Consider the following 22435-nt stretch of genomic DNA (forward strand, 5'->3'; position numbering starts at 1 on the left):
TCCGACCGGTGCGGGCCGCGCTGCGCATGCGGCGTGGCCGCCGGTCACAGCGCGGCCCGCACCGGTCAGACGTCAAGCGCACGGAGTTGGTCACTTCACATCAGGGAGACTAGGAATCCTTCGTTTCTCGAAGATCGCGAGCGGGCCCGACGAAGGTGTAGTCGCCAAGAGAAGAGTTTTTCAGAGACAAAACCCTATCGAAAATTTTATCAAGTTCGTCTTCCAATATCCTGCCGTCCGAGTGGAATTCGGCAGCCAATTCACCGAATGACTCCGACATCACCGAGGACAACGTTGCAGCACTGCCTATACACACGTGCATAAGCAATGCGATCAACGCATCCAACGTATGCGCTCGCGCGGTGTATATGGCGTGCGGCGTTCCATCATCTTGCATATCCACAAGAATTTGCCGAGCGCCATCCCATCGGATCTTCGCGTGTGCGTGAGAGAATTCACCCAAGGCGCGATTCAGCGCAGAGAGCCGCTTCCACCCTGCTGCATTGATCCAGTCTTTTGGCGTTGCCGCTGCCGAAGACTCAAGTTTCTTCGCCTTCTCTGGTTTTTTGGCCCAGACATGCAACCTTGCACATTGCTCCAGCAATACCCGCATTGCCGCGAGCGAGCGGTCATCGTCTTCGAGCCACAGCCAGAACGCCGATCTCAACGCTGAGGAACAAACTGCCGCGGCATGCCCCTGGGGAGTGTCGCCGTGCCATTCCGACAATATCCCAGCCATTTCAGCAGCTACGATACATGGGCCCTGACGCCCATCGATTCCCTCAATGTCGAAACTTTCCCCTACGCGCTTACGCTCCTCCTCAAAAGCCCAATTCGCCCAGCGTGCAGCCCTGGCACGTCGCTCGCCGAAAGCGAGCAACAACATTTCATCATCCTGGAATTTTATTCCCGCTGGACGACCGCCACGGAAGCACTCGTCATATACGCGAGAGACCCTGGACAGCTCATCCATGTACTCCGGATCCAACCCCGTCCGCGGATGAAGCGGAAAAAGAGAGAAAACCGGTGGCAGCGTGTCTCCAGCGTCGCGGCGCTCAGGAAGCAAGAACAGAATCCGCGCGAGGCCATGCTTGCCTTGCTCCTCCGCCAACGTAGCGAGGCAGACTCGAACCTGGCGTAGGTTCAGCATCAAGACATCTGCTAGCTTTTCGGCCAATTCTCCGGAAAGGGCGGGGGGCGCATCTTCGCGGAGAACGGCAGCTTCCCATCGCGTAGCCGAGATCCACGGATCCCTGCCGTGCAACACGTCCGACATGACCTTCATCAGTTCTGCTGGCCGGACAGAGTAGTCGTGGCCAATTTTCACTGACAATTCTTCAACAGAAGAGGGGTTGCTTTCGTCCTCCCACTCCTGGTCCATTTGGGTCTCGGCCCACGCATGATCTTCTGCATTGACACGGGGTGCGAACGGATAGTTCGCATGACACGCTGACCACGCGCGTGCCGCATACTCTGGCACAGGCTCGCCCTGGCGGTGCTCGACACCGGAGTTAAATGCCGCATTCTCGGTCCAACGCTCGAACTGCGAACGCAGAATCACAGCTGCTCCCACAAATTGCCCACACAGCAATAGCCGCGCTGCGATAAAAGCGCTATCCGCTCCCCAAGCGAGATGATCAACCCAACCACCCATCGGGTCCGGTGGGAATCTATTCTTATCGGCACCCAACTCGCGCAGGGCCAGGTCCATCATTCCGAAGGACATCAGCGCAGACATCACCGGACGGGTCACAGACGCAGGGATCTCGTGAATATTTACCATGCGCACATTGTGGCGGGCAATCAGAGTCTCTCTAACGTGCCTCACGCCGATGCGAGCGACGGATTCATATTCTGCGAGTGAGGATCCCCGCCTTTCTCCGCGCTGCTGCGCCCTCATGCCCTTTCGTTGTCTCCGGCGCAAGTCCTCTTGGTCTGATTTCGGCGCTTCTCGAAGTTCGGCCCGCCGCCGACTCGCCTTTCCCATGATGATCCAGTCTGCGAGGTCAACCTTGACATCTCCATGATGACCGTAGGTGCGCCGCGACGCCCGGGATTTTTCCTGGGGTCGGCCGTCGTCGGCGAGGATGTCGACGCACCCTTTTCTTGATCTTCGAGCAGAGGTAAGAGTTCGCAGCTTCCGGGCTTGTCGACAGCAAGCCACCGAGCATCGCCGCCGTCGATCTATGCACGTGTCTTGTGCCCCTTGCGTGCCTGATGGGATGGGGGACAGCGGTCAGTGGTGGGGAGCTGCGGGGAACCGGGCAACGGCGCGGCCCCTGACCGTTGTTGCTGGTCAGGGGCCGTGAAGTGCCTTCAGGGGCGGAGGGCGTGGGATTCGAACCCACGAACTGGGTCACCCCAGTTAGCGGTTTTCAAGACCGCCGCCATCGGCCGCTAGGCGAGCCCTCCTTGCCCGGTTGACCTAGTGCTCGGCTGTCGGACGGGGTGTCGGCTCGTCCTCTGGCCACAGGTTGGTCTTGCGGGTGGTGGAGATGGTCCGGGGAGTGGTTGGGTCCGCGGGGCCATCTCGTTTTCGTAGTGGTGAGCATAGACGTTCAAGGTCGGGGAGACCTTCGAGTAACCCGGGATGCGCGGCGGGGCCGCGTCCAGCGGTGTTGGCGGCGATGGGTTGGTGTGTGGTCGGCTGCGGGGCTCTTCGTGTCCGGCAGGACGCGGGCGTGGAGGGCAGCTCGTCGGTCGTCCCTGGCGAACTCGCCCGTGTACGGCCGGTACTGCACGCTGTCTCGCCTGCTGGTGTGGGCGCGCGAGGGCGGGATCCGTGTGGCCGGGGCAACGCGAAGTCGGGCAGGAGTGTCGAACTCGTCGGACGTCAGCCGGCGGGACGCAGCGCCCTGGGGGCTCAGGAACGGCGTATGACCTGGGCCCATCTGTGTGAGCCCAGGTCATGTGCCTTGGTGGGTCAGGACTGGTCGCCTTCTCGTTGGCCCAGGGTTACGTCGGTGGTGGATTCCTTGCCGTCGCGTTGATAGGTGATCTTGACCTTTTCGCCCGGCTTGTGGCTCCAGATTTCGCTGAAGAGTTCCTCGTAGCTGGTGACCGGGCGGTCGTTGAGCTTGGTGATGACGTCGCCGGCCTTGAGGCCGGCCTTGTCGGCGGGGCCGCCCGGGGTGATCGGGGGCTGGCCCTGGACCGCGTTGGGGCGGATGCGAGCGCCGACGCCGGTGTACTCGGGGTCGGGGATGACGCCGACCTGGGCGTAGACCGGCTTGCCGGTCTTGATGAGCGTTTCCGCGACCCACTTGGCCTGGTTGATCGGGATCGCGAAGCCGAGGCCGATGCTGCCGGCCTGCTGGCCGCCGAACGGGTCGGAGCCGCTGCCGGCGGAGCGGATCGCGGAGTTCACGCCGATCACGCGGCCCTGCGCGTCGAGCAGCGGACCGCCGGAGTTGCCGGGGTTTATCGACGCGTCCGTCTGGAGCGCGTTCATGTACGACGTCTGCTGCTGGTCGCCGGACGCCACCGGACGGTCCTTGGCGCTGACGATGCCGGTCGTGACGGTGCCGTCCAGGCCGTACGGCGAACCGATGGCGAGGACCGCGTCGCCCACCGCGACGTTCTCGCTGTCGCCGAGCGGGAGCGGCTTGAGGTTCTGGACGCCGTCGACCTTCACGACCGCCAGGTCGTACCCCTCGGCACGGCCGACGATCTTGCCGGGCACGGTCGTGCCGTCGGAGAACGTGACGGTGAGCTCGCCGCCGTCGGCCGCGAGGGACACGACGTGGTTGTTGGTGAGGATGTGGCCCTCGCCGTCCATGACGAACCCGGCGCCGGTGCCCTCCTGGGCGCCGCGGCCGCTGCCGTTCTTGGTCTTGATGGTGACGGTCCCGGGGAGTGCCGTGGCCGCTATCCCGGCGACCGACTCGGGCGCGCGGTTGAGGGACGCCGGGTCGACCGGGCCGTTCGTGGAATTGACGCTGGAGGACGCCTTGCCGTCGTCGCGGTCCGCGATCCACGCACCGACGCCGCCGCCGATGCCGCCCGCGAGGAGCGCGGTGAGGACGGCGGTGGCCACCAGCGGGTTCGGACGGCGGCGGCGCGGCGGCGGGAGGGGTGCACCGAAGCCGGGGTAGCCGGGGTACGCCGCTGCCGGGTAGCCGTAGGGCGGTGTCCCGGGCGGCGCGGCGGGCGGCGCGGCGCCCACGGGATCGCCCGTCCCCGCCGACGCACCCTCAGGAGCGGCCCCCGGCATGCCGAACGCGGCGGCCGCGACGGGCTCCGGGGCGGGCTCGGGAGGTGCAGGCGGGACGGGCGGAGGGGGCGCCGCGGCGGGGAACTCGCGCGTGCCGTGCTCGACCGCGGGCGGCTGCTCCCCGACGGAGGGCCCCCCAGCAGGCGGCTCGGCGGAAGGCTTGGGCGACCACGCCCCGGCAGGATCCGGCTCCGCGGGCGCCGGAGGCTGCCCTTCGGCCGGGGGGACAGGCGGCTTGTCGCCCGGGAACTCGCGTTCGGTCATGCGGCCACCTCGCCACGTCCGGCGCCGCGCCCGCGAAGCACGTCCCCCACATTGGTTCGCACGGTGAGCTCGCTCACGCGGCACCTCCACTCATCGGAAACTCAGCACGACCAGGGTTCCCGATGACCTGTCGGAACACGGTTAACGCGTAGGCCGGATCGGCGCGGGACTCTTTATCCCGGGATTATCCGGCAGTACGGGCGGACGTGCCCGACGACGCGTCCGAATGGACACGGCGCGGTGGCGCTATGTGCGGGTGTGGGAGCGGATGGACCGCAACCGCCCCCGGTCGGAGGGCGCGACGACCAGTCCCGCCGGACCTGGGTGGGCGATCACGGGAAGCGAGCCTGCGGGAAGCGACCTCGCAAGAAGCGAGCGGGTGTGAAGCGGGCGCGCCGCGTCGCCCGGTGGATCGGCCGATCAGGCGGCCGCCCCCCGCGCACGCAGCCCCAGCCCAGCCGCAGCCACAACGGCAGCCGCAACGGCGGCAGAGGTCCGCTCAGTCGAAGAGCTGCTGCATGAAGCTCCGGCGCCCGTGGCGTCCGTGCCCGTAGTAGCCGTGGCCGCCGCGGCGGTGGCCGTAGTAGCCCTGCTGATGCCCGCGTCGGCCGTGGCCGTAGTACGCGTGCCCGCCCTGCCCGTGCGCCTGCGCCGGGTAGGGCGCGGGGACCGGGGCGACGTAGCCGGGGCCCGCGGGCGGCGGCGGCGGGGCCTGCTGCGGGTAGCCCTGCGGCGGGTACGGCTGCTGCGGGTACTGCTGCTGGGACCAGTTCTTCTCGGCGTTCATGATGTGTTCGAGCTCGCCGTGGTCGAGGAAGATCCCGCGGCACTGTGTGCACTGGTCGACCGTCACACCGGCACGCTGGTAGGTCTGCATCATTCCGCGGCAGCGCGGACAGGTCAGGTTAGTCATGTCCGCAAACGTACTCGCGGATCGCCGCTGCGGTACCCCACCTCCGGGAGGAGATCGGGACTGCGCGTACTCTGCCCTCCTCACCACACGCGGGAGCTCGGACGAACCGGGCTGAGAGGGCGGCTGGAAGCAGGGCTTCCGGGGCCGCCGACCGCTCGAACCTGACCGGGTAATGCCGGCGTAGGGAGAAGAGGAGAGCCATGTCGGCTCGTACCACCACCGAACCACGCCCGAATTCGGGTGGTATATCCAGCTCGCCGGAAGCACCGCTCGTCCTCGACACGGACCCCCCGAAGCCGCTGGGCTTCCGCGACCAGTTCTCCTTCTGGGCCAACCTCGGCGTCAGTCTCATCGGCTTCAGCGGCGCCGCGGCGTTCCTCCAGCCGTACGGCTACCCGCAGTTGTCCCTCGTCGCCGCCTCCCTCGCCATCGCGATCGGCACCGTCGTCGGCACCGCGATGGTCGCCGTCTCCGGTCTGCCCGGCGCCGCGACCGGCGCGCCCGCGATGGCGCTGCTGCGCGGCCTGTTCGGGACGAAGCTCTCCTACCTCCCCACCGGCATGAACATCGTGCAGTGCGTCGGTTGGGGCGTGTTCGAGCTGACCGTGATCGCGATGGGCATCGAGAAACTGACCGACGGCCAGGGACCGCACTGGCTGTACGTCGCGATCGCCGGCGCCGTCACCACCGCCATGTCGCTGCGTCCCCTCGGCATGCTGCGCATCCTGCGCCGCTACGTCACCATCGCCGTCGGCATCGCGATGCTCTACTACACCGTGCAATTGGTGCGCGCGGGCGTTCCCGACCTCACCGAAGGCTCGTGGAAGGGCTTCCTGCCCGTCGTCGACGCATCCGTCGCGCTCGCCGTCTCGTGGGTCCCGCTCGCGTCCGACTACACACGCCATTCGCGCGACGGCAGGACCGCGTTCTGGGGCGCGCTCGGCGGCTACTCGACAACCGGCATCTGGTGCAGCCTCCTCGGCATCCTCGCCCTCGCGCAGACCAAGCCCGACCAGGACGTCTTCGACACCCTCCTGGGCATCTCCGCGGGCTGGCTGTTCTTCGCGGTGCTGGTGATCCGCGAGGTCGACCAGAGCTTCGCGAACGTCTACTCGACCGCCATGTCGGTGCAGAACCTCGTGCCGCGACTCGACCGGCGCCTCATCTGCCTCGCGGTCGGCGCGCTGGTCACCGGGTGCGCGATGCTCATCGACGACTTCTCGAAGTACGAGAGCTTCCTCTACCTCATCGGCTCCGTCTTCGTGCCCCTCCTCGGCGTCACCGCCGTCGACTGGTTCCTCGGCCGCGGTCGGGCCGCCGCGTGGGACCTCGGCCAGGACGCCCCCGCCCGCTGGGCGATGCTCGTGCCGTGGGTGCTCGGCTTCGCCGTCTACCAGCTCATCAACCCGGGCTCGATCGGCTGGTGGGCCGGGTTCTGGACGGACGTCCAGGACGCGCTGCACGTACACCCGCAGAGTTGGACTTCGGCCACGCTGTTCGCCTTCGCCGCGTCGGCACTCGGCACGCTTGTGCTGGTCCGCGCGGACCGGGCGCGCGCGGCGGGCCGCAAGGGCGGCTGACCGGTTGACCGAAAACCGGCCGACAAGGTGACCACCCCGCGTCGACGGGTGGTCACCTCCCGTTGGGAACGAGGTGGCACGATGGCGATGTGACCGCTCATTCCGCGGCGACCGTGCACGTGGTCGCGCACCGTGGCTCGTCCGAGGACGTCCCCGAACACACGCTCGCCGCCTATGTGAAGGCGATCGACGACGGCGCCGACGCCCTGGAGTGCGACGTACGCCTCACCGCCGACGGCCACCTGGTCTGCGTGCACGACCGCCGCGTCAACCGCACCTCCAACGGCCGCGGACTCGTGTCCACGCTCGAACTCGCCGACCTCTCCGCGCTCGACTTCGGCTCGTGGAAGGCCGGCGGCCTGCACGGCAACGACCCCGAGGCGCCGGAGTGGGACCGCAAGTCGGTCCTGACGCTGGACAGGCTGCTGCAACTGGTCGTCGACGCCGACCGCCCGGTGCAATTGGCCATCGAGACCAAGCACCCGACGCGGTACGCGGGCCTCGTGGAACGCCGCCTCGTCGAACTCCTGGAGCGCTTCGGCCTCGCCCGCCCGCCGGACGACGGCCCCTCCCCGGTCCGCGTCATGAGCTTCAGCCAGATGTCGCTGCGCCGCATGCGCCACCTCGCCCCGCGCCTGCCCGCGGTCTTCCTCATGGAGCGCGTGCCGCTGCGCTTCCGGGACGGCACGCTGCCCAAGGGGGTGCGCATCGCCGGTCCCAGCATCGAGATCGTGCGCGCCCACCCGCGCTTCGTCGCACGCCTGCACCGCGCAGGACACCGCGTGCACGTCTGGACGGTCGACCGGCCCGAGGACGTCGAGCTGTGCCTGCGCCTCGGGGTCGACGCGATCATCACGAACCGGCCGGGCAGCGTCATCGCCCAGGTCTCGACGGTCTGAGCCGCATCGTCTCGGCAAAGACCCCGCGCAATCCCACAAGGCTCGGTGAGACCCCTGTCACAGGCCGAGAGTCGGTTTCCTCCCCAACTGACCTTCCGCGCACCGCAATCCGTACAAGAGGGCATCGGGCGGCCGCGACCTCCGCGGCCCGCTCGGTGGCGTCCTCGGTAACAACTCCTCATCAGCACCGACGCCCCTCTCAGTCTCCTGCGCCCGCAGGGGGTAGAAATGGGGGCGTACGCCGGTGCCCGGCGCCGACACCCACGGCGCCGGGGAGGGGTCCGGTGTGGCGGGGGGACCGCCCCGGATCCCGCGGGCGGATGACGAGACTGTTTCCGATCGACACACACCGGGCATCCCATGCCCGACGTGTGGGTGAGAAGGAGGTCCGGGGGTGGCAATGGTCGTGGCCCGTGGGGTGCCCGATTCGGCGGCTGTACTCGTCCCGCACGCCTCCGTCGGCGTCGGTGCCGCCCGGCACCGCCTGATCGCCGACCTCACCGACCGCGGACTGCCCGCGGTGCTCGTCGACGACGCCGCCCTGGTCCTGTCCGAGCTGCTGAGCAACGCGCTCAAGCACGCCCACGCCCTGCCGTCCGGCAGCGTGCGCGCGGCGTGGGCGGTACGCCCCGACGAACTGCTGGCCATCGAGGTCACCGACGGCGGCGGCCCGACCCGGCCCCGGCAGGCGAGCCCGTCGCTGACCGCGCGCGGCGGACGCGGGCTGTCGATCATCGACGCGCTGGCCGCGGACTGGGGTGTGCGCGGTGCGGCCGACGAGGTCACGGTGTGGGCGCTGCTCCCGGTGTGCCGTGAAGCGGCCGAGGATACGGCGGAAGACTGGGAGTTCGACTTCGACGCGGTCGAGCCGCTGTAGGTCCCCCCGCGCAGCGCGGACCGGCTGTCGGCGGCGTCCCGACCCCGGCCCCGCCCGGTCCCGATCCGGCCTCGCCTCCGCTTCGGTCCGACTGCCGCCCGACGGCCGCCCGACTTCTGTCGGGCCTCTGCCCGGCCTCTGCCCGAATGCGATGCGGCGTCGAGCCGCCCCCGACCCGAGGTGGACCCGAGGTCCGATCCACCCGCCCGACGTCGTGGAATGGGTTATATGCCGGGAGCGGACTACGCTCGGCGGTCGTCAATCGTCTTCGACACGATCCGCGACCGGGAGAGATCTCAGCATGGGCAAGAAGGCCGCGCGGAAGGGCCAGCACAGCACCAGGACGACCACCGCCACGGACACGGTTCCGGTGGTCGGCGGGCGTGAACCCTGTCCTTGCGGCTCGGGCCGCCGCTACAAGGCCTGCCACGGCCGGGAGGCGGCGACCGCCGCCGAGACGCTCGTGCACCGGCCCTTCGAGGGGCTGGCCGACGAGTGCGACTGGGTCGCGCTGCGGGAGCTGGTCCCGGCCGCCACGGCGCAGCTCAAGCTCGCCGCCGAGGTGGACGACGCGGACCGGTCGGTCACGCTGGCCACCGTCCTGCCGATGGCGTGGCCCGCGTTGCGCCGCGACAACGGCTCGGTGCTCATCGGCCTCCAGACGCACACCAGCTCCGGCGACGTCAGCCGCGACCTCGCCGACGCGCTGGAGCGCGCGCTGGCCGCCGAGGACGGTACGCCGGTCACCCCCGGCCCGCTGCCCGGCCCCGGGCCGCGTCTCCAGGACCTGCTGGACGTCTCGGCGCCGCTCACCGTGACCGTGCACGAGGGCTTCGACTTCTGGGTCGAGGACGCCGAGGCCGCGACCGGCGACGTGGCGGCCTCGCTGGAGCGCGCGAACGCGGCGGCGACGCCGACCGCGCGCCTCACCTCCGTGGACGCCGCGTACTGGTGCAGCATGCGTGAGAAGAATCACCTGCGCTGGGTCATGCCGCATCCGGAGGAGGAGCTCCTCGACGCGATCGCCCGGCTGCACGCCGCGGAGGCCTCGTCGCTCGGCGAGGGCACGCGCTTCGTCGGGTCCTTCCGCGCGCACGGCCTGCTGGTCCCGGTCTGGGACCTGCCGGGTGGGATGACCGCCGACGACGTCGAGAAGCCCGCCGCGGACTTCGGCGTACGTTTGGCCGAATCCCTCGCAGACACAACGCCTCTGACCCCGCGTCAGCGCAGTGCGCGGAACGGCCTCCTGAACCGCCAGATCACCCTGAACTGACCTCGCGGACCGCCGTGCGGACCCCTCCGGGTGGTCCGTGCGGCGGCTTCGCGACGGCTTCCTTGATACCGGCAACTGTCGGCAAGAGGCGGGCTGGGAGTCGGCGATCTGCCGCTCGTCAAGTCGGGATTCCCCGGGGACGGACCCGCGCGACACATTGGACCTAGTCCAATGACCCCCCGGACTTGGGTACTGGGAAGTTGCCTGTTACCTTTGATCCAGCCCGGCCGCTGATGCATCCCCCGTCTTCAGCGGCCGGGCCCTTTTCTTGTCCGGGAACCGGTCCCCCGCGGGCCTGTTCGGGCGCGCGAACGCATGGTTCCAGCCGTCCGGACGACCCTCGGACGATCGGATCCCGCCGCCGAACCCAGCGGCACCGCGGGATCAGCCGGCGGCCGACGCCGTCCCGGCGCGCAGCACCTTCTCGGCCTCGTCCGCGGTCGCCACCTCGGCGATCGCCGACCACTCCGCGAGCGGCACGTCGGTGCGCAGGCGCGGCGTCTCGCAGACCGCGTCGCCCGACTTCGCCGCGACCTCGCAGCGCATCTCGACCGTGCCCGAGTCGGGGCGCAGCAGGCTGAGGACCAGCAGCAGCGGTTCGGCGGTCGTGTTGCGGTAGTAGACGCGCCCCCACACCTCGGAGCCCTCGCGCTCGACACAGGTCTGCGCGCGGACGCCGCCGGGGGCCTCGACGGCCTTGCCGCACAGCGCGTTCGACACCGGGGTCGTGGCCGCCGCCGGGGACGCCGTGGGCGAAGTGGCCGCGGGCGCCTTCCCACTCGGCGTCGTGGTCGCGCCCAGCAGTTGCTTGACCGCCTCGACGCTGTCCGGCGCGCTCGGGTCGACCCCGTTGCCGAAGTCGTGGGGGCCGGACGGCTTCGGCTTGGCCGTCGCGGACGACGTGCCGTCGGCGACCTGGACCTTGCCCGGCGCCTTGTCGTGCGAGCCGTCGGCGGAGGCGGCCGCGAGGGGGATGAGCAGGCAGAGCCCGACGGTCGTGCCGAGCGCCGCCGTGCGAACGCGTGCCGTGCGTGCCCGCTGCATGGTGTCTCCTCGCGCGAAGGCGGCGTCCGCATGTGGATTCCGGCCTGGTCACCTGGCCGCCCGAGCCTATCGCCTGGACCCGCCCCGGACGATCACCTCGCGTCGCGGAACTGCCACAGCCACGCCCCGGGTTCGTCGCGGCGAGGGTTCGCGCGCGGTGTGCTTGTCGTACCGCGGTGACTCCCCCCGGCAAGCGCCGGCCCGGCAAACGCTCAGCCTGCTCAGGCCGTGACCGTCCAGGCCGTGACGTTCAGGCCGTGACCGTTCAGCCCACCGGGCTCGCGGCGAGCCAGCCGCCCGGGGCCATGCCGAGCACCACGCCGTGGCAGCCCTGGGCGTACGCGCGCAGCGACAGGTTGATGCCCGGCTCGCCGGTACCGACCGGCGGATCCAGCTCGGACAGCTCGTCCACCAGCTCTGCGAGGTGCAAGTGTGCCTGACTCCACGGGAGTTCCTGGGACCCGGCGGCGCCGAGCGCGCGCAGGACGGCGTGGTGCGCCCGGCCCAGCACGTCGTCGACCTCGGAGTTCCCGGTGACCGGGCGTGGCAGCATCTCCAGCAACGCGCCCGCGTCGTCCAGCACATGGCGGATGTGGTCGGGGTCCCCCGCCGGGGCGAGGTCGTCGTCGCCGGGTGTACGGCCGTCCACCACCGCCTGGAGCACGGTCGCCGCGGCCAGCGCGTAGGCGGCGTTGCGCTCGAACGCCAGGCGGCGTATCCCGTTGTAGTGCGCGTAGACCAGCGATTCGAGCTGCCACGCGACGGCGGTGCGGGGCTGGAACGCGGCGCCTGATTCGTCCTGTCGGGCGCGTTCGTAGGCGACCCGGACCTTGCCGACCGACAGGTCGGCGGTCTCCAAGGCGAAGTCCATGTCGACGCAGAGCCGGGCGAGGCTCTCCAACCCGCAGGTGACGGCCGGGGGCAGTTGTGAGCCGTCCCAGCGCTCGTCCTTCGCGGTGCGGTCCGGTTCAGGCGCGCCGAGGTCCGCGAACTCCCCGGCGATACCGGTTTCGTACCCGTCCGGCTGACGCATATCGCCCTCCCCGAGCCGCCCGATGGGGCCTCACGCTACCCCCGTGCCCACCTCGCGCGGGAGTCATGCGGCCACTCCGCGGAAGCGGAACACGACGCACCGTATCGGTCCTCGCGGACAGTCGGCACAGCGCCCGGGCGGGAGGCACACGGTGGGCCGGTACGCGCCGCTGGTGCCGCAGCGGGCTCCCGGCGGGTCACGCCGGAAGCGTCAGGCCGAACCGCGTAGCTGGGTCACCGAGTGGCAGGTGTCCACGAGCGTGCGGACCAGGTCGGACACGTGCGGAAGCCACGGCGCCGGGGCGCCCGGCACCGCCTGCGCGGTGGGCGGCACGATCCAGCGCAGCGGCCCGCCGGGCACGCGGGAGGGCGGCAGCGCGAGGTAGCCGTCGTCGCCGTGGCAGCGCAGCGTGAAGGGCACCGCGCCGTACCGGTCGAGGCCGTAGCGGTCGAGCAGGTCGGCGAGTTCGTCGAGCGAGTACGGCGCGACGAGGAAGGCGTACCGGCCCGGCGCGGCCACGATCGGACCGGTGCGGACACCGAGCATCCGCAGTTGGCCCATCGCCCTGACCCCGGCCTCCTCCGGCACGCTCAGCGCGGCGACCCGGCGTCCGGTGGCCAGGACGACCGGAGCGTCCGGGAACCGGCTCCACCACCAGCGCACCATGCGCTCGTCGGTGCTCGCGGCCAGAATCGGCGGCCTTCCGGTGGTGCCCTGCGACCTGCCGCTGCCGTCCGGCGCGGCGGGTGGGGCGGGGTGGGCGCCCGGCAGCGGGCAGTCGTCGCGGCCGCAACTGCACGTGGAGGCCCAGCGGTCGAGACCGGCCCCTGGAACCACGGCCCATTTCCACTGCGCACACGCCAGCGCGGCGGACAGCAGTGCGGAGCGTTCCCTACGTCGCTTTCCGAGGAGTTCGCGCAGCATGGCGCTCGTTCCCTTCCGTGAGCCTGCCGGAAACTGCCGGAAACTGCTGGAACTACTGGGCATTACGTGCGCATGGCGCTGGTCTGCGGGCGCCCGGAGGTACTTCGCAGCGCACCACGGGCTCACCGGGTGGCGGGATATGGCGCACCCTGGCGCGGATGGGCGGAGCACTCGCGCGGTGTCCTCGGCGCGGGGCGACGGGCGCCCCCTGGCCTGCTCCAGGCCATCCGCCAGTCCATTTTGGCCGATGTACCCGATCAGCTCTTCTCTTCTGCAATGACGAATCGTCACGCCGCAAGGTTCCGCTGGAGGTTGTGACGGCCTCCACATTCTTTGTACCCGTTTTCGGGGTACCCGGGCACGCCGCCGCGCCGCGCCCGGCGCGAGCGGCGCACGCGGCGGGGACTGCTGGGTTCTACGATCCCTTGCCATGGCACTTCAGGCATCCGGAAGCGACCCGTCCGACGAGGCGACCGGGATCGCGGCACCCGCGGCGGTGGTGATCCCGGCGCACGACGAGGAGCGCAGAATCGCCGCGACGGTGCGCGCCGCGCGGGTCGTGGACGGCGTGGACCTGGTCGTGGTGGTGGACGACGGCTCGGGCGACCGCACGGTGGAGGCCGCGACGGCGGCCGGGGCGATCGTGGTGCGGCACGGGCGCAATCGGGGCAAGGCGGCGGCGATGGAGACGGGCGCGGCGGCGGTCGCGGCGATCGACGCCCGGGAGGGCCGCGACAAGCCTGACACCGCACACCTGTTGCTCTTCCTGGACGCCGACCTCGAAGAGAGCGCGGCGAACGCGGGGGTGCTCATCGGGCCCGTGCGCGACGGCGAGGCGGCGATGACGATCGCGGTGCTGCCGCCGCAGAAGCGCGCGGGGGGCGGGCACGGGTTCGTCGTGCGCGCGTCTCGCGAGGGCATCCGCAAGGCGAGCGGGTTCGAGGCCGCGCAGCCGCTGTCCGGGCAGCGCTGCCTGACGCGCGAGGCCTTCGACGCGGCCCTACCGCTGGCGGCCGGGTTCGGGGTCGAGACCGGGCTCACGATCGACCTGGTGCGGCGGGGGTTCGCGGTGCGCGAGGTCGAGGTGGACCTGCACCACCGGGTGACGGGCAAGGACTGGGCGGCCCAGGTGCACCGGGCACGGCAGTACGCGCATGTGGCGCGCGCGCTGGCGGAGCGCGGGGCGGCGGGGGCGTTGCCGGGGGCGGTGCGCGGGAAGGCCGCAGGGGCGGGTTCGGCGGCGAGCCCGGGATCGGACGCGCGGTCGGGTGCGCGCCCCGACGACGGGGTCGGCTCGGGTTCACACGCGGCCACGCCTTCGGACACGAGCAAGGACGCGGGCAAGGACGCGGGCGCAGGCGCGAACGCGGAGTCGCGCTCCGGGCGTGGCGAGGCGGGCAGTTGACGATGCGTCAGCTTGTCGACTCACCGGATTGTTTCACGTGAAACATAAGTACGCAGGTCAGAGCCGGGCGGCCCTCGCCTGCCTCGCGCTGGGCATCGGCCTCCTGCTGCTGACCGGTCTGCTCGGCACCAGCGCCGCGCAGCCGCCGCTGCCCGGCGGACCCGGTTCGCTGCCGCCGTACAACCTCTCCGCCGAGCCACCGGCCGCGCTGGTGACCGGGCTGCTGCTCGGTTCGGCGCTGCTGGGCGCGGCGGGGCTGGGGCTGGCCCTGCTCGCGCTGCGCGCGGGGTGGTCACCGGATCCGCGACGGCTCACCGCGGCGGGCGCGGCGGCGGCGTTCGCGGCGGTGCTGGTGCCGCCGATGGGCTCGGCCGACCACCTGGTGTACGCCGCGTACGGACGCCTCGCCGCCACCGGCGGCAATCCGTACCGCGACACCGCCCTGGACCTGGCCGCGGACGGCGATCCGGTGGGCCGCGCCGTCGAGGCGCCGTGGCAGGACACGCCGTCGGTGTACGGGCCGGTCGCGACCGCCGAGCAGTGGTTCGCGTCGAAGCTGGGCGGCACCTCGCCGCACACGACCGTCCTGGTGCTGACCCTGATCGGCATGGCCGCGTTCGTCGCGACCGGGTTGCTGCTCCAGCGCGCGGTCGCCGCGGACGACCGTGCGCGGGCCCGCGTCGCGCTGCTGTGGGGGCTCAACCCGCTGCTGCTGTTCGTCGGCGTCAACGCGGGCCATCTCGACGCGCTCGCGGTCGCGTTCGCCGCCGCCGCGCTGGTCGCGGTACGCCGCTCCCCCGCGCTCGCCGGGGTCCTCGTCGGCGTGGCCTGCGCCGCGAAGATCACCCTCGGCCTGTACGTCCTGGCCCTCGCCTGGGCGCTGCGCGGGCGCCGACGGGACCTCGGCACCATGCTCGGATCCGGCCTCGCCGTGGGCGTGCTCGCCTATCTGCCGCTCGGCACCCAGGCGTTCGACCAGATGCGGGAGAACAGCAAGCTGGTGTCGCTGGCCATGCCGCTTCGGCTGGCCGTCAAGCCGCTGGAGTCCGCACTCGACGACGACACCGCGCGGACCCTGATCGGGCTGATCGGCTGGGTCTCGCTGGCCCTGGTGGCGTGGCTGCTGGCCCCGGCCGTGGCACGGGCGGCGGGGCGTTCGGCGGTGGCGGACCGGACGGTTCGGGAGGCGGCGGGGGTGGCCGCGCTGCTGGCCGTCGCGTGGCTGCTGACCGCGCCGTACAGCCTGCCCTGGTACGACCTGGCCGCCTGGGCACCGCTGGTGCTGCTGGGCGGGACGGCGGTCGACGGGCTGCTGCTGGCGCGTACGACCGTGCTCGTGTGCGCCTACGTGCCCGGGCGCGCGGTGCCGCTGCCCGACGGCGTGGAGTCCTTCGCGCGCACGCTGCGCGCGGACGTCGGGCCCTACGCCGGCATCGCCCTGCTACTCGGCGCCGTGTGGCTCGGCCTGTGCGCGCGGCGCGGCACCGCCACGGCCGGGACCGCCGCCGACGTCCGCGAGGCCTCCGCCACGCGTTCCTGACGCCTCCTCAGCGGCGACCGAGGCGAGGACGGCGGCGCCGAGCGGCACCGCGATCAGCAGCGCGATGGACGGGATCTGGATGCCGGAGTCGTTGACCGCGTAGCCCACGACCGCGGTCACCCAGCACGCGATGAGCACCGACCGCAGCCAGGGCACACGGGCGTACGCGGGCGGCAGCGCGGTCGCGCGGAGCCTCGGCGGCGCGAGCACGGCGACCAGCAGGAGGGCCATCAGCACCGGGATGAGGAAGGCCACGGCGTTGTCGAACGACCCGAGGTTGTCCATGATCTTGCGGCGCAGCACGGTCCCGGCCTCGCCGTCGGCCACGTCCTGCACGAACCGGCCCAGGTGCGAGCGGCTTTCGGCGGGGCGCATCCAGTCGAGCACGGCGATGACGCCGACCACGACCACGGCGGTGAGGGCGACCAGCCCGGCCTTGGCCCACGAGATGCGGGTCCCGGTGAGCAGCAGGCCGAGGACCGCGAAGCCGGGGACGAGGGCGAGCACGCCGCCGAAGTCGCTGCCGAAGGCGGGCCATCCGTCGACGACGATCGCGGCGAGGGCGCAGACGCCGAGGACGATCATCGCGGTGCGGGTGGTGGGGGCGGCGGGATCGGTGTCGGTGGTGACCGGGGTGTCGGTCGTGCCAGGGGTCTCGGTGGTGCCAGGGGTCTCGGTGGTGCCGGGCCGGTCGGGTTTGTTCGGCGGGTCGGACTGCGCGGTCGCGGCGGACTCGGCAGAGGCCCGCGCGGAGGCGTCGGGCTGCACGGGCGCACGTCCGGCCTTGGCGAGCAGGTGGCCGACCGGCCAGGCGGCGGCCAGCAGCACGGCCATGCCGTACACCGACCAGGCCACGTTGCCGAAGCCGTAGAAGCGGCCCGCCACCAGCGGGGAGAGCCCGAACAGCGTGTTCATCTGCAGGTGCGAGCCGGTGATCACGTCGCCCGCGAGGATCACGAAGGTCGCCGTCGCCACGAACCCGGCCGGGCCGTACGGGTGGCGCCGCCACGGCCCGGCGCACGCCAGCGCCGTGAGCAGCGCCGCGCCTGCCAGCGAGATGCCGATCGTCGCCGCCTCGGGGCTGCCGGTCTCGGTCCACGGGAACAGCCCGACCAGGAAGGTCGCCGCCGGGACGGATCCGGCCGCGATGGCCACGACCTGGAGGCCCCGGTAGAGCCTGCGCCTCGCGGGCGCCGCGGACCCGCGGCGGCGCATGCGCACGGCGGCTCCTGTGCCGCACGCGAAGAGCAGGATCGGCACGAGCGTGAGCCATGTGTAGAACTGGTACTCCTCGCGGACCGTGCGGGCGGCCTGCGCCCCGATGTCCAGCCTGTCCAGCTCGTCGACGGCGGCCTGGCCGGTCGGGCCCCCGGTGCGGGTCACCGCGGCGCCGACCATCTTGTCCGCCTTGGCGACGCCGAGGGGCGCGAGCAGGCTGGGGGCGACGTCGGTCAGCTGGGCCATGCCCTCGTAGCGCGTCGAGGTGGACGTCAGCAGCCCCGAGGCGAACCGCCCGTCGGGCCCGGACGCGAGCAGGACACGCAGGTGCGGGGTCGTCCCGTCGTCCGCGATCCCGGCGACGAGCAGCTCGGCACCGGGCGGCAGTTCGGCGGCGATGCGGCCGACGGCGGCGTCGACGGCGCGCATGCCGTCGGCGCGGGCGGGGGTACCGGATCGGTTGCCGGATCCGTCCGCGGACGCGTCGGTGCCGGGCGCCGGGCCGGCCGCTGTGCCGAGGTCCACCAGGGTCAGGGCGCAGCGCGTCATCGCCGCACGGTCCAGCGCCCCGGGGTCGGCGAGGTAGCCCGCGGGGCTGCGTCCGCCCTTGTCCGCGGTGGCGACCGCGGCGCCGGGGCCGACTGCGGTCACGCACATCCCGGCGCCGACCGCGGCACTCGCGACCGAGCCGAACTGCGGGTCGTAGGAGAACTTGTCGTTGTGGTCGGCGATGCGCGGCAGATCGGGGACGGTGAGTGTCCCGTCGGCGGCCACGGCCGGGGCCGGGAGCGGGCCGCACGCGCCGCCCGTGCGCTTGGCGGTCGACCGGGCGCCGGCCCCCGCAGTGAGCCACCCGTCGGTCGGACACGTGGTCTTCTCGACCGTACGCACCGAGAGCGCGGCCGAGGACGCGCGGTTGGTGAGCGCAGCGAGGTTCGGGGTGCCTTCGGGGGTGATGTCCGACCACAGGAGGCCGGGAACGCCGAGGAACACGACGTGGTCGGCATCCCCATCCGCGGCGAGGGCGGTCGGCGTCGCCGGCCCGGGGGGTACCGCTGCGGGCGCGGCCACCGCGGGGGTCCCGACGAGGACGGCCAGCAGGGCGGCCAGCAACAGCCCCGGCACCGAGAGGACGTGGCCCTGGAGCCGGGCGGGCGCCGGTCCGGCAGGCGTACGCGAGCGGAGCGCGCTGAGGAGGGGCCTGGCGGGGCGGGGCGTCACGTCGGGGCTCCTCGTACGGTCCGGTGCAAATGCGGGCACCAGGCTATGCGGAGCCGGGGGCCGCCACTCGGCAACCTGCGGCCGGGCGGGCGGGGCGGAGTGGGGCCGTGACGGGCGGGGCGTACGAGCCAGGTGTACCAGGCCGGGTCAGACCGGCAGCAGCGCGTCCTTGCGCCAGCGCAGGGACTTCTCAAACCGGATGACGGCACCCTTCCGCGGGTGGTTGCGCAGCTGGACGCGGTCGCTCATCGCCTCGATGAGCAGCAGCCCGCGGCCGTTCTCGGCGCCCGGGGCGGCGACGTGGTGCAGCGGGGTGCCCAGGCGCTCGGGGCTGAAGCCCGGTCCGGCGTCGCTGACCTCGACGCGGCAGCGGTTGCCCACGATCCCGGCCCTGACCTCGAATTCCGCATCGGGGTTGGTGCTCTTCGCGTGCTCGACGACATTCGCGCACGCCTCCGAGAGGGCGAGACCGATTTCGGCGGCCACCCCGGGATCGACTCCCGCGGTCTCCATGGCCCCCATCAGCAGGCGTCTCACCATGGGAACGCTCGCCGTCTCCCGGGGTAGGTGGACGGTCCACCGCATGTCCATGAACGGGCCTCCGCTCAGAGGTTCGCATTCAAGATCTCGGGTGATATCGGCTGACATTCGCCCTCGTCGGCCGACGTCTGATGCCTCGGAATAAGAGACTCAGCGCGTATACCCAAATCCCATTGAAAGTCAACACTCACAATTTTGCCCCGATCGCGGCGGTCGTATCGGCCTGATCGGACTTTGACGGACCTTTGAGGGAGTTGTGAGGGACCGCCCTGCCCTCGGAAGCCCGTCCGACAGCCGCGCCAGGGGCCGGATCCGGCCACGCGCGTGCTCGAACGGGGACCTGTGTACGGGGCGTTCGGACGCGGTGAGACCATGGGGCGTCATGCTTGCCGTGTCCCGCCCGCTCCGCGCCGCGCGCGCCGCCGTTTTCGCCGCGGTGTGCGTCGTGCTGTCGGCGGCCGGACACGCCTTCATGACCAGCGCACCGCTCCCCGTGTGGACGGTCGGCGCCGGGTTCGCGGGGGTGTTCGCGATCGCGTACGCCGCCGCCGGGCGCGAGCGCTCGTGGGGCGGCATGGCCGCGCTCCTCGCGGTCGGCCAGGTCGCGCTGCACACCCTCTTCAGCTTCGGCATGGCCGCCTCGGCGACCACCATGGCCGGGCACTCCGGCGGCACCGCGCCGCTGAGCATCCTGGACCGACTGCTGTGCGGCAGCCGCGACGCGTCCGGGCACATCATCCTTCCGCCGGGTTGGTCGGCCCGCGACGTCGTGGCCTCGGCCGGGCTCGACCCGGACGCGGTCGGCGCGCTGCCGACCCCGGCGGCGACCGCCGAGGCGGCGCACGGCTCCGGGCCGATGCTCTTCGACGGCGGCCTGGGCATGCTCGCGGCGCACGTCGCCGCCGCCCTGGTCGCGGCGTGGTGGCTGCGGCGCGGCGAGGCCGCGCTGTTCGGCGTCCTCGCGCGGCTGCACGCGGCGGCGGTCGCGCCGCTGCGCGCGGTGCTGGCCCTGCTGTTCGGCACGGTGCCCGCGGGGCATGTGCCGTCGGCGGTGCGGCGGGTCCGGCGTGCGGTCGCGAAGCCGCGTATTGCACACCTTCGGCACGACGTGGTGCGCCGCGGGCCTCCGGCGCCCGCCACCGCCTGCTGAACGCGCCGCCCTCCGGCGGAACGCGTGGCCTCACCCGTTCGGCTGAATCCGCCGTACGGGTCGGACCGGACCGGCAGGCGGACTCCGTACCGCGATTCCTGCCCCGCCCGCGCCTCGCAGACCGAGGTCCGGGCCCCGGTCCCGCATGCCCCGGCCCGTCGTGACGGGCCGCGCGGGCGTGCGCCCAGCCACGGAGTTACCACGATGCAGCCCACCACCATCCGCCGTCGCGCCGCCGTCCTCGCGGCCGTGTCGACCGCGGCCGTCCTCGCGCTCGCCGCGCCCGCGTCCGCGCACGTCTCGGTGCAGCCGACGCAGGCCGAGCAGGGCAGCTACGCGGGCGTGACGTTCCGCGTGCCGAACGAGAACGACAGTGCCGGCACCACCAAGCTGGAGATCAACCTGCCCGAGGACAAGCCGCTGACCTCGGTGCGTACCCGCCCGCTGGCCGGGTGGACCGCGACGATCGAGAAGAAGCCGCTGGCCGCCCCGATCACCTCGCACGGCAAGCAGATCACCGAGGCCGTCGCCAAGGTGACCTGGACCGCCGACCCGGGCGTGCGCATCAACCCGGGCCAGTACGAGGACTTCGAGGTCTCGATGGGCCAGTTGCCCACCGACACGGACACGTTGGTCTTCAAGGCGCTCCAGACGTACGACAACGGCGACGTGGTCCGCTGGATCGACCTGCCGGGCCCGGACGGCAAGGAGCCGGAGAAGCCCGCGCCGACGCTGAAGCTCGTGCCCAAGGGCGGTGCGGCGGCGCCGGCCGCGAGCCCCGCCGCGGGAGCGAACTCCGGTGACGGCGACTTGACCGCCGCGGCGTCCTCGGGCTCGGACTCGGACGACAAGGGCAGCGACTCCACCGCCCGCGCGCTCGGCATCGCGGGCCTGGTCGTCGGCGCCCTCGGCGTGGCCGTGGGCGTGTTCGGCATCAGCCGCGGCTCCCGCCGGGCCGCGAACTAGCAGCACGTCCAGCACCACCGTCACGTGAACGGGAGAACCATGCACAAGGCACTAGTGCGGACCGCGGCACTGGCGGCGGCGGGCCTGCTGCTCGTCACCGGCTGCTCCTCCGACTCCGGCTCCAAGGACACGCCGTCCGGCAACGGCGCCCCGGTCAAGATCGTCTCGTCCGGGCCGCCCTCGAAGTACCGGGGCACCGAACTGGGCAGAACGCTGGAGAAGCCCGCTCTCACGCTGACGGACACGTCGGGGCAGGCGTACGACTTCCGGGCGAAGACCGCCGGCAAGGTCACCCTGCTGTACTTCGGCTACACGCACTGCCCCGACGTGTGCCCCACCACCATGGGCGACATCGCCCTGGCCCTCACCAAGATCTCGCCCGAGGACCGCGCCAACGTCAACGTGGTGTTCGTGACCACCGACCCCGAGCGCGACACCCCGGCCGAACTCGGCGAGTGGCTGCACGCGATCGACCCGTCGTTCGTGGGCCTGACCGGCCCGTTCGACCAGATCACCACGGCCGCCCGGAGCGTCGGGGTGAACATCGACCCGCCGCAGGTCGCGCCGGACGGCAAGGTGACCAGCACGCACGGAACGCAGGTCATCGCGTACTCGCCGGACGACGTCGCACGGGTCATCTACCTGGCCGGCGTCGGCCTCAACCCGGACGGCACCCCGGCGGGCAGCACCGCCGAGACCTTCGCCCACGACCTGCCGATCCTCATCCGTCCGGAGGGCGGCGCGTCATGAGGTACGCCGAACTCCGGCACCCCCGCCGGACGGTGGCCCTCGTCGCGGGCGGGGTGCTCGCGGTCGGCGCGGGCGTCGGGCTGGTCGCGTGCGCGTCGGACGGCTCGGGGACGTCCGGGCGCCCGGCCGCGGCGGACGCGTCCGGGGCGCGGGTGACGGTGGTCGACCCGTACATCCCGCAGCCGGTCAGGGACGGGATGGCCGCGGGCTACCTGGTCCTGCGGAACGACGGCGGGACCCCGGACCGCCTGGTGTCGGTGACCACCGACATCGCGCCGAGCGCGACGCTGCACCAGACGGTCGACAACCGGATGCAGCAGGTCGACGGAATCGACATCCCGGCACACGGCAGCGGCGTGCTGGGGCGCGGCGGTGCGCACATCATGTTCGAGGAGACCACCCGACCCCTCAAGAAGGGCGACACCGTCGACGTGACGCTGACCTTCGAGAAGTCCGCGCCGATCACCGTGCGGGTGCCGGTGCTGGGGATCGCCGAGCGCCCGGGGGACGTGGGCGGCTCCCCGGGTTCCGCGGGTTCGGCCGGGGAACCCGGCGCCGCGCACGAGGACCACACGGGCCATGGCGGCTGACGTCGTCGCGGCCGGGACCGGGGGGGGGGGGGGGG

18 protein-coding genes and 1 tRNA gene are annotated in these 22435 nt (G+C 71.9%); 10 read left to right on the plus strand and 9 right to left on the minus strand.

The features are described 5' to 3' along the window. Positions 1–109 precede the first annotated feature (109 nt). The 4 genes from ACRX5S_RS07380 to ACRX5S_RS07395 all read right to left on the minus strand — a co-directional run bounded on the left by ACRX5S_RS07380 (position 110) and on the right by ACRX5S_RS07395 (position 5390). Positions 110–1900, minus strand: a complete 1791-nt coding sequence (locus ACRX5S_RS07380) for a hypothetical protein (protein ID WP_436771960.1) — start codon at positions 1898–1900, stop codon at positions 110–112. A gap of 423 nt (positions 1901–2323) precedes the next feature. Then, positions 2324–2412 (minus strand) — tRNA-Ser (locus ACRX5S_RS07385). A 511-nt stretch (positions 2413–2923) separates the two neighbouring features. Further along, positions 2924–4477, minus strand: coding sequence for a S1C family serine protease (locus ACRX5S_RS07390; RefSeq protein ID WP_436771961.1), 1554 nt, complete (start codon positions 4475–4477; stop codon positions 2924–2926). Between the two features lie 499 nt (positions 4478–4976). Next, a complete protein-coding gene (locus tag ACRX5S_RS07395) occupies positions 4977–5390 on the minus strand; it encodes a zf-TFIIB domain-containing protein (protein WP_436771962.1) in 414 nt (137 codons plus the stop codon). A gap of 200 nt (positions 5391–5590) precedes the next feature. Between ACRX5S_RS07395 and ACRX5S_RS07400 the strand changes: the two genes are divergently transcribed. The 4 genes from ACRX5S_RS07400 (at position 5591) to ACRX5S_RS07415 (ending at position 10019) form a co-directional block, all read left to right on the plus strand. Then, positions 5591–6970 carry a purine-cytosine permease family protein gene (locus tag ACRX5S_RS07400; protein ID WP_436771963.1) on the plus strand — a complete coding sequence of 460 codons (1380 nt, stop codon included), beginning with the start codon at positions 5591–5593 and terminating at the stop codon, positions 6968–6970. Positions 6971–7059: 89 nt separating this feature from the next. Continuing rightward, positions 7060–7869 carry a glycerophosphodiester phosphodiesterase gene (locus ACRX5S_RS07405; RefSeq protein ID WP_436771964.1) on the plus strand — a complete coding sequence of 270 codons (810 nt, stop codon included), beginning with the start codon at positions 7060–7062 and terminating at the stop codon, positions 7867–7869. Between the two features lie 400 nt (positions 7870–8269). Further along, positions 8270–8746 carry an ATP-binding protein gene (locus ACRX5S_RS07410; protein WP_436772237.1) on the plus strand — a complete coding sequence of 159 codons (477 nt, stop codon included), beginning with the start codon at positions 8270–8272 and terminating at the stop codon, positions 8744–8746. Between the two features lie 301 nt (positions 8747–9047). Then, complete coding sequence (locus ACRX5S_RS07415) at positions 9048–10019, plus strand: DUF5926 family protein (protein WP_436771965.1); 972 nt, start codon at positions 9048–9050, stop codon at positions 10017–10019. 384 nt (positions 10020–10403) lie between these two features. On the opposite strand, the gene ACRX5S_RS07420 is transcribed toward ACRX5S_RS07415, so the two are convergent. The 3 genes from ACRX5S_RS07420 to ACRX5S_RS07430 form a co-directional block, all read right to left on the minus strand. Continuing rightward, a complete protein-coding gene (locus tag ACRX5S_RS07420; RefSeq protein ID WP_436771966.1) occupies positions 10404–11063 on the minus strand; it encodes a hypothetical protein in 660 nt (219 codons plus the stop codon). Positions 11064–11328: 265 nt separating this feature from the next. Next, positions 11329–12096, minus strand: a complete 768-nt coding sequence (locus ACRX5S_RS07425; protein WP_436771967.1) for a hypothetical protein — start codon at positions 12094–12096, stop codon at positions 11329–11331. A gap of 210 nt (positions 12097–12306) precedes the next feature. After that, a complete protein-coding gene (locus ACRX5S_RS07430; RefSeq protein ID WP_436772238.1) occupies positions 12307–13017 on the minus strand; it encodes a bifunctional DNA primase/polymerase in 711 nt (236 codons plus the stop codon). Positions 13018–13450: 433 nt separating this feature from the next. On the opposite strand from ACRX5S_RS07430, the gene ACRX5S_RS07435 reads away from it, so the two are divergent. Further along, positions 13451–14425 carry a glycosyltransferase gene (locus ACRX5S_RS07435; RefSeq protein ID WP_436771968.1) on the plus strand — a complete coding sequence of 325 codons (975 nt, stop codon included), beginning with the start codon at positions 13451–13453 and terminating at the stop codon, positions 14423–14425. 37 nt (positions 14426–14462) lie between these two features. After that, positions 14463–15965, plus strand: coding sequence for a hypothetical protein (locus ACRX5S_RS07440; RefSeq protein WP_436771969.1), 1503 nt, complete (start codon positions 14463–14465; stop codon positions 15963–15965). Here ACRX5S_RS07440 and ACRX5S_RS07445 read toward each other — a convergent pair. Both ACRX5S_RS07445 and ACRX5S_RS07450 read right to left on the minus strand, forming a co-directional pair. Then, positions 15867–18404 carry a hypothetical protein gene (locus ACRX5S_RS07445; RefSeq protein WP_436771970.1) on the minus strand — a complete coding sequence of 846 codons (2538 nt, stop codon included), beginning with the start codon at positions 18402–18404 and terminating at the stop codon, positions 15867–15869. The genes ACRX5S_RS07440 and ACRX5S_RS07445 overlap by 99 nt on opposite strands. A gap of 147 nt (positions 18405–18551) precedes the next feature. Beyond that, positions 18552–19052: an ATP-binding protein gene (locus ACRX5S_RS07450; RefSeq protein WP_436771971.1), complete on the minus strand. Its 501-nt coding sequence runs from the start codon at positions 19050–19052 to the stop codon at positions 18552–18554. Positions 19053–19326: 274 nt separating this feature from the next. Here ACRX5S_RS07450 and ACRX5S_RS07455 point away from each other — a divergent pair, with 274 nt between their 5' ends. The 4 genes from ACRX5S_RS07455 to ACRX5S_RS07470 all read left to right on the plus strand — a co-directional run bounded on the left by ACRX5S_RS07455 (position 19327) and on the right by ACRX5S_RS07470 (position 22400). Beyond that, positions 19327–20094, plus strand: coding sequence for a hypothetical protein (locus ACRX5S_RS07455; RefSeq protein ID WP_436771972.1), 768 nt, complete (start codon positions 19327–19329; stop codon positions 20092–20094). 204 nt (positions 20095–20298) lie between these two features. Then, positions 20299–21060 (plus strand): YcnI family protein, encoded by a 762-nt coding sequence (locus ACRX5S_RS07460; RefSeq protein ID WP_436771973.1) that lies wholly within the window; start codon positions 20299–20301, stop codon positions 21058–21060. Between the two features lie 39 nt (positions 21061–21099). Continuing rightward, complete coding sequence (locus ACRX5S_RS07465; RefSeq protein WP_436771974.1) at positions 21100–21810, plus strand: SCO family protein; 711 nt, start codon at positions 21100–21102, stop codon at positions 21808–21810. Further along, positions 21807–22400, plus strand: coding sequence for a copper chaperone PCu(A)C (locus ACRX5S_RS07470; RefSeq protein ID WP_436771975.1), 594 nt, complete (start codon positions 21807–21809; stop codon positions 22398–22400). Before ACRX5S_RS07465 ends, ACRX5S_RS07470 begins: the two co-directional genes overlap by 4 nt. Positions 22401–22435: the final 35 nt, after the last annotated feature.

Source organism: Yinghuangia sp. YIM S09857, assembly GCF_051388915.1.
In the GTDB taxonomy this organism is placed as follows: Bacteria; Actinomycetota; Actinomycetes; order Streptomycetales; family Streptomycetaceae; genus Yinghuangia.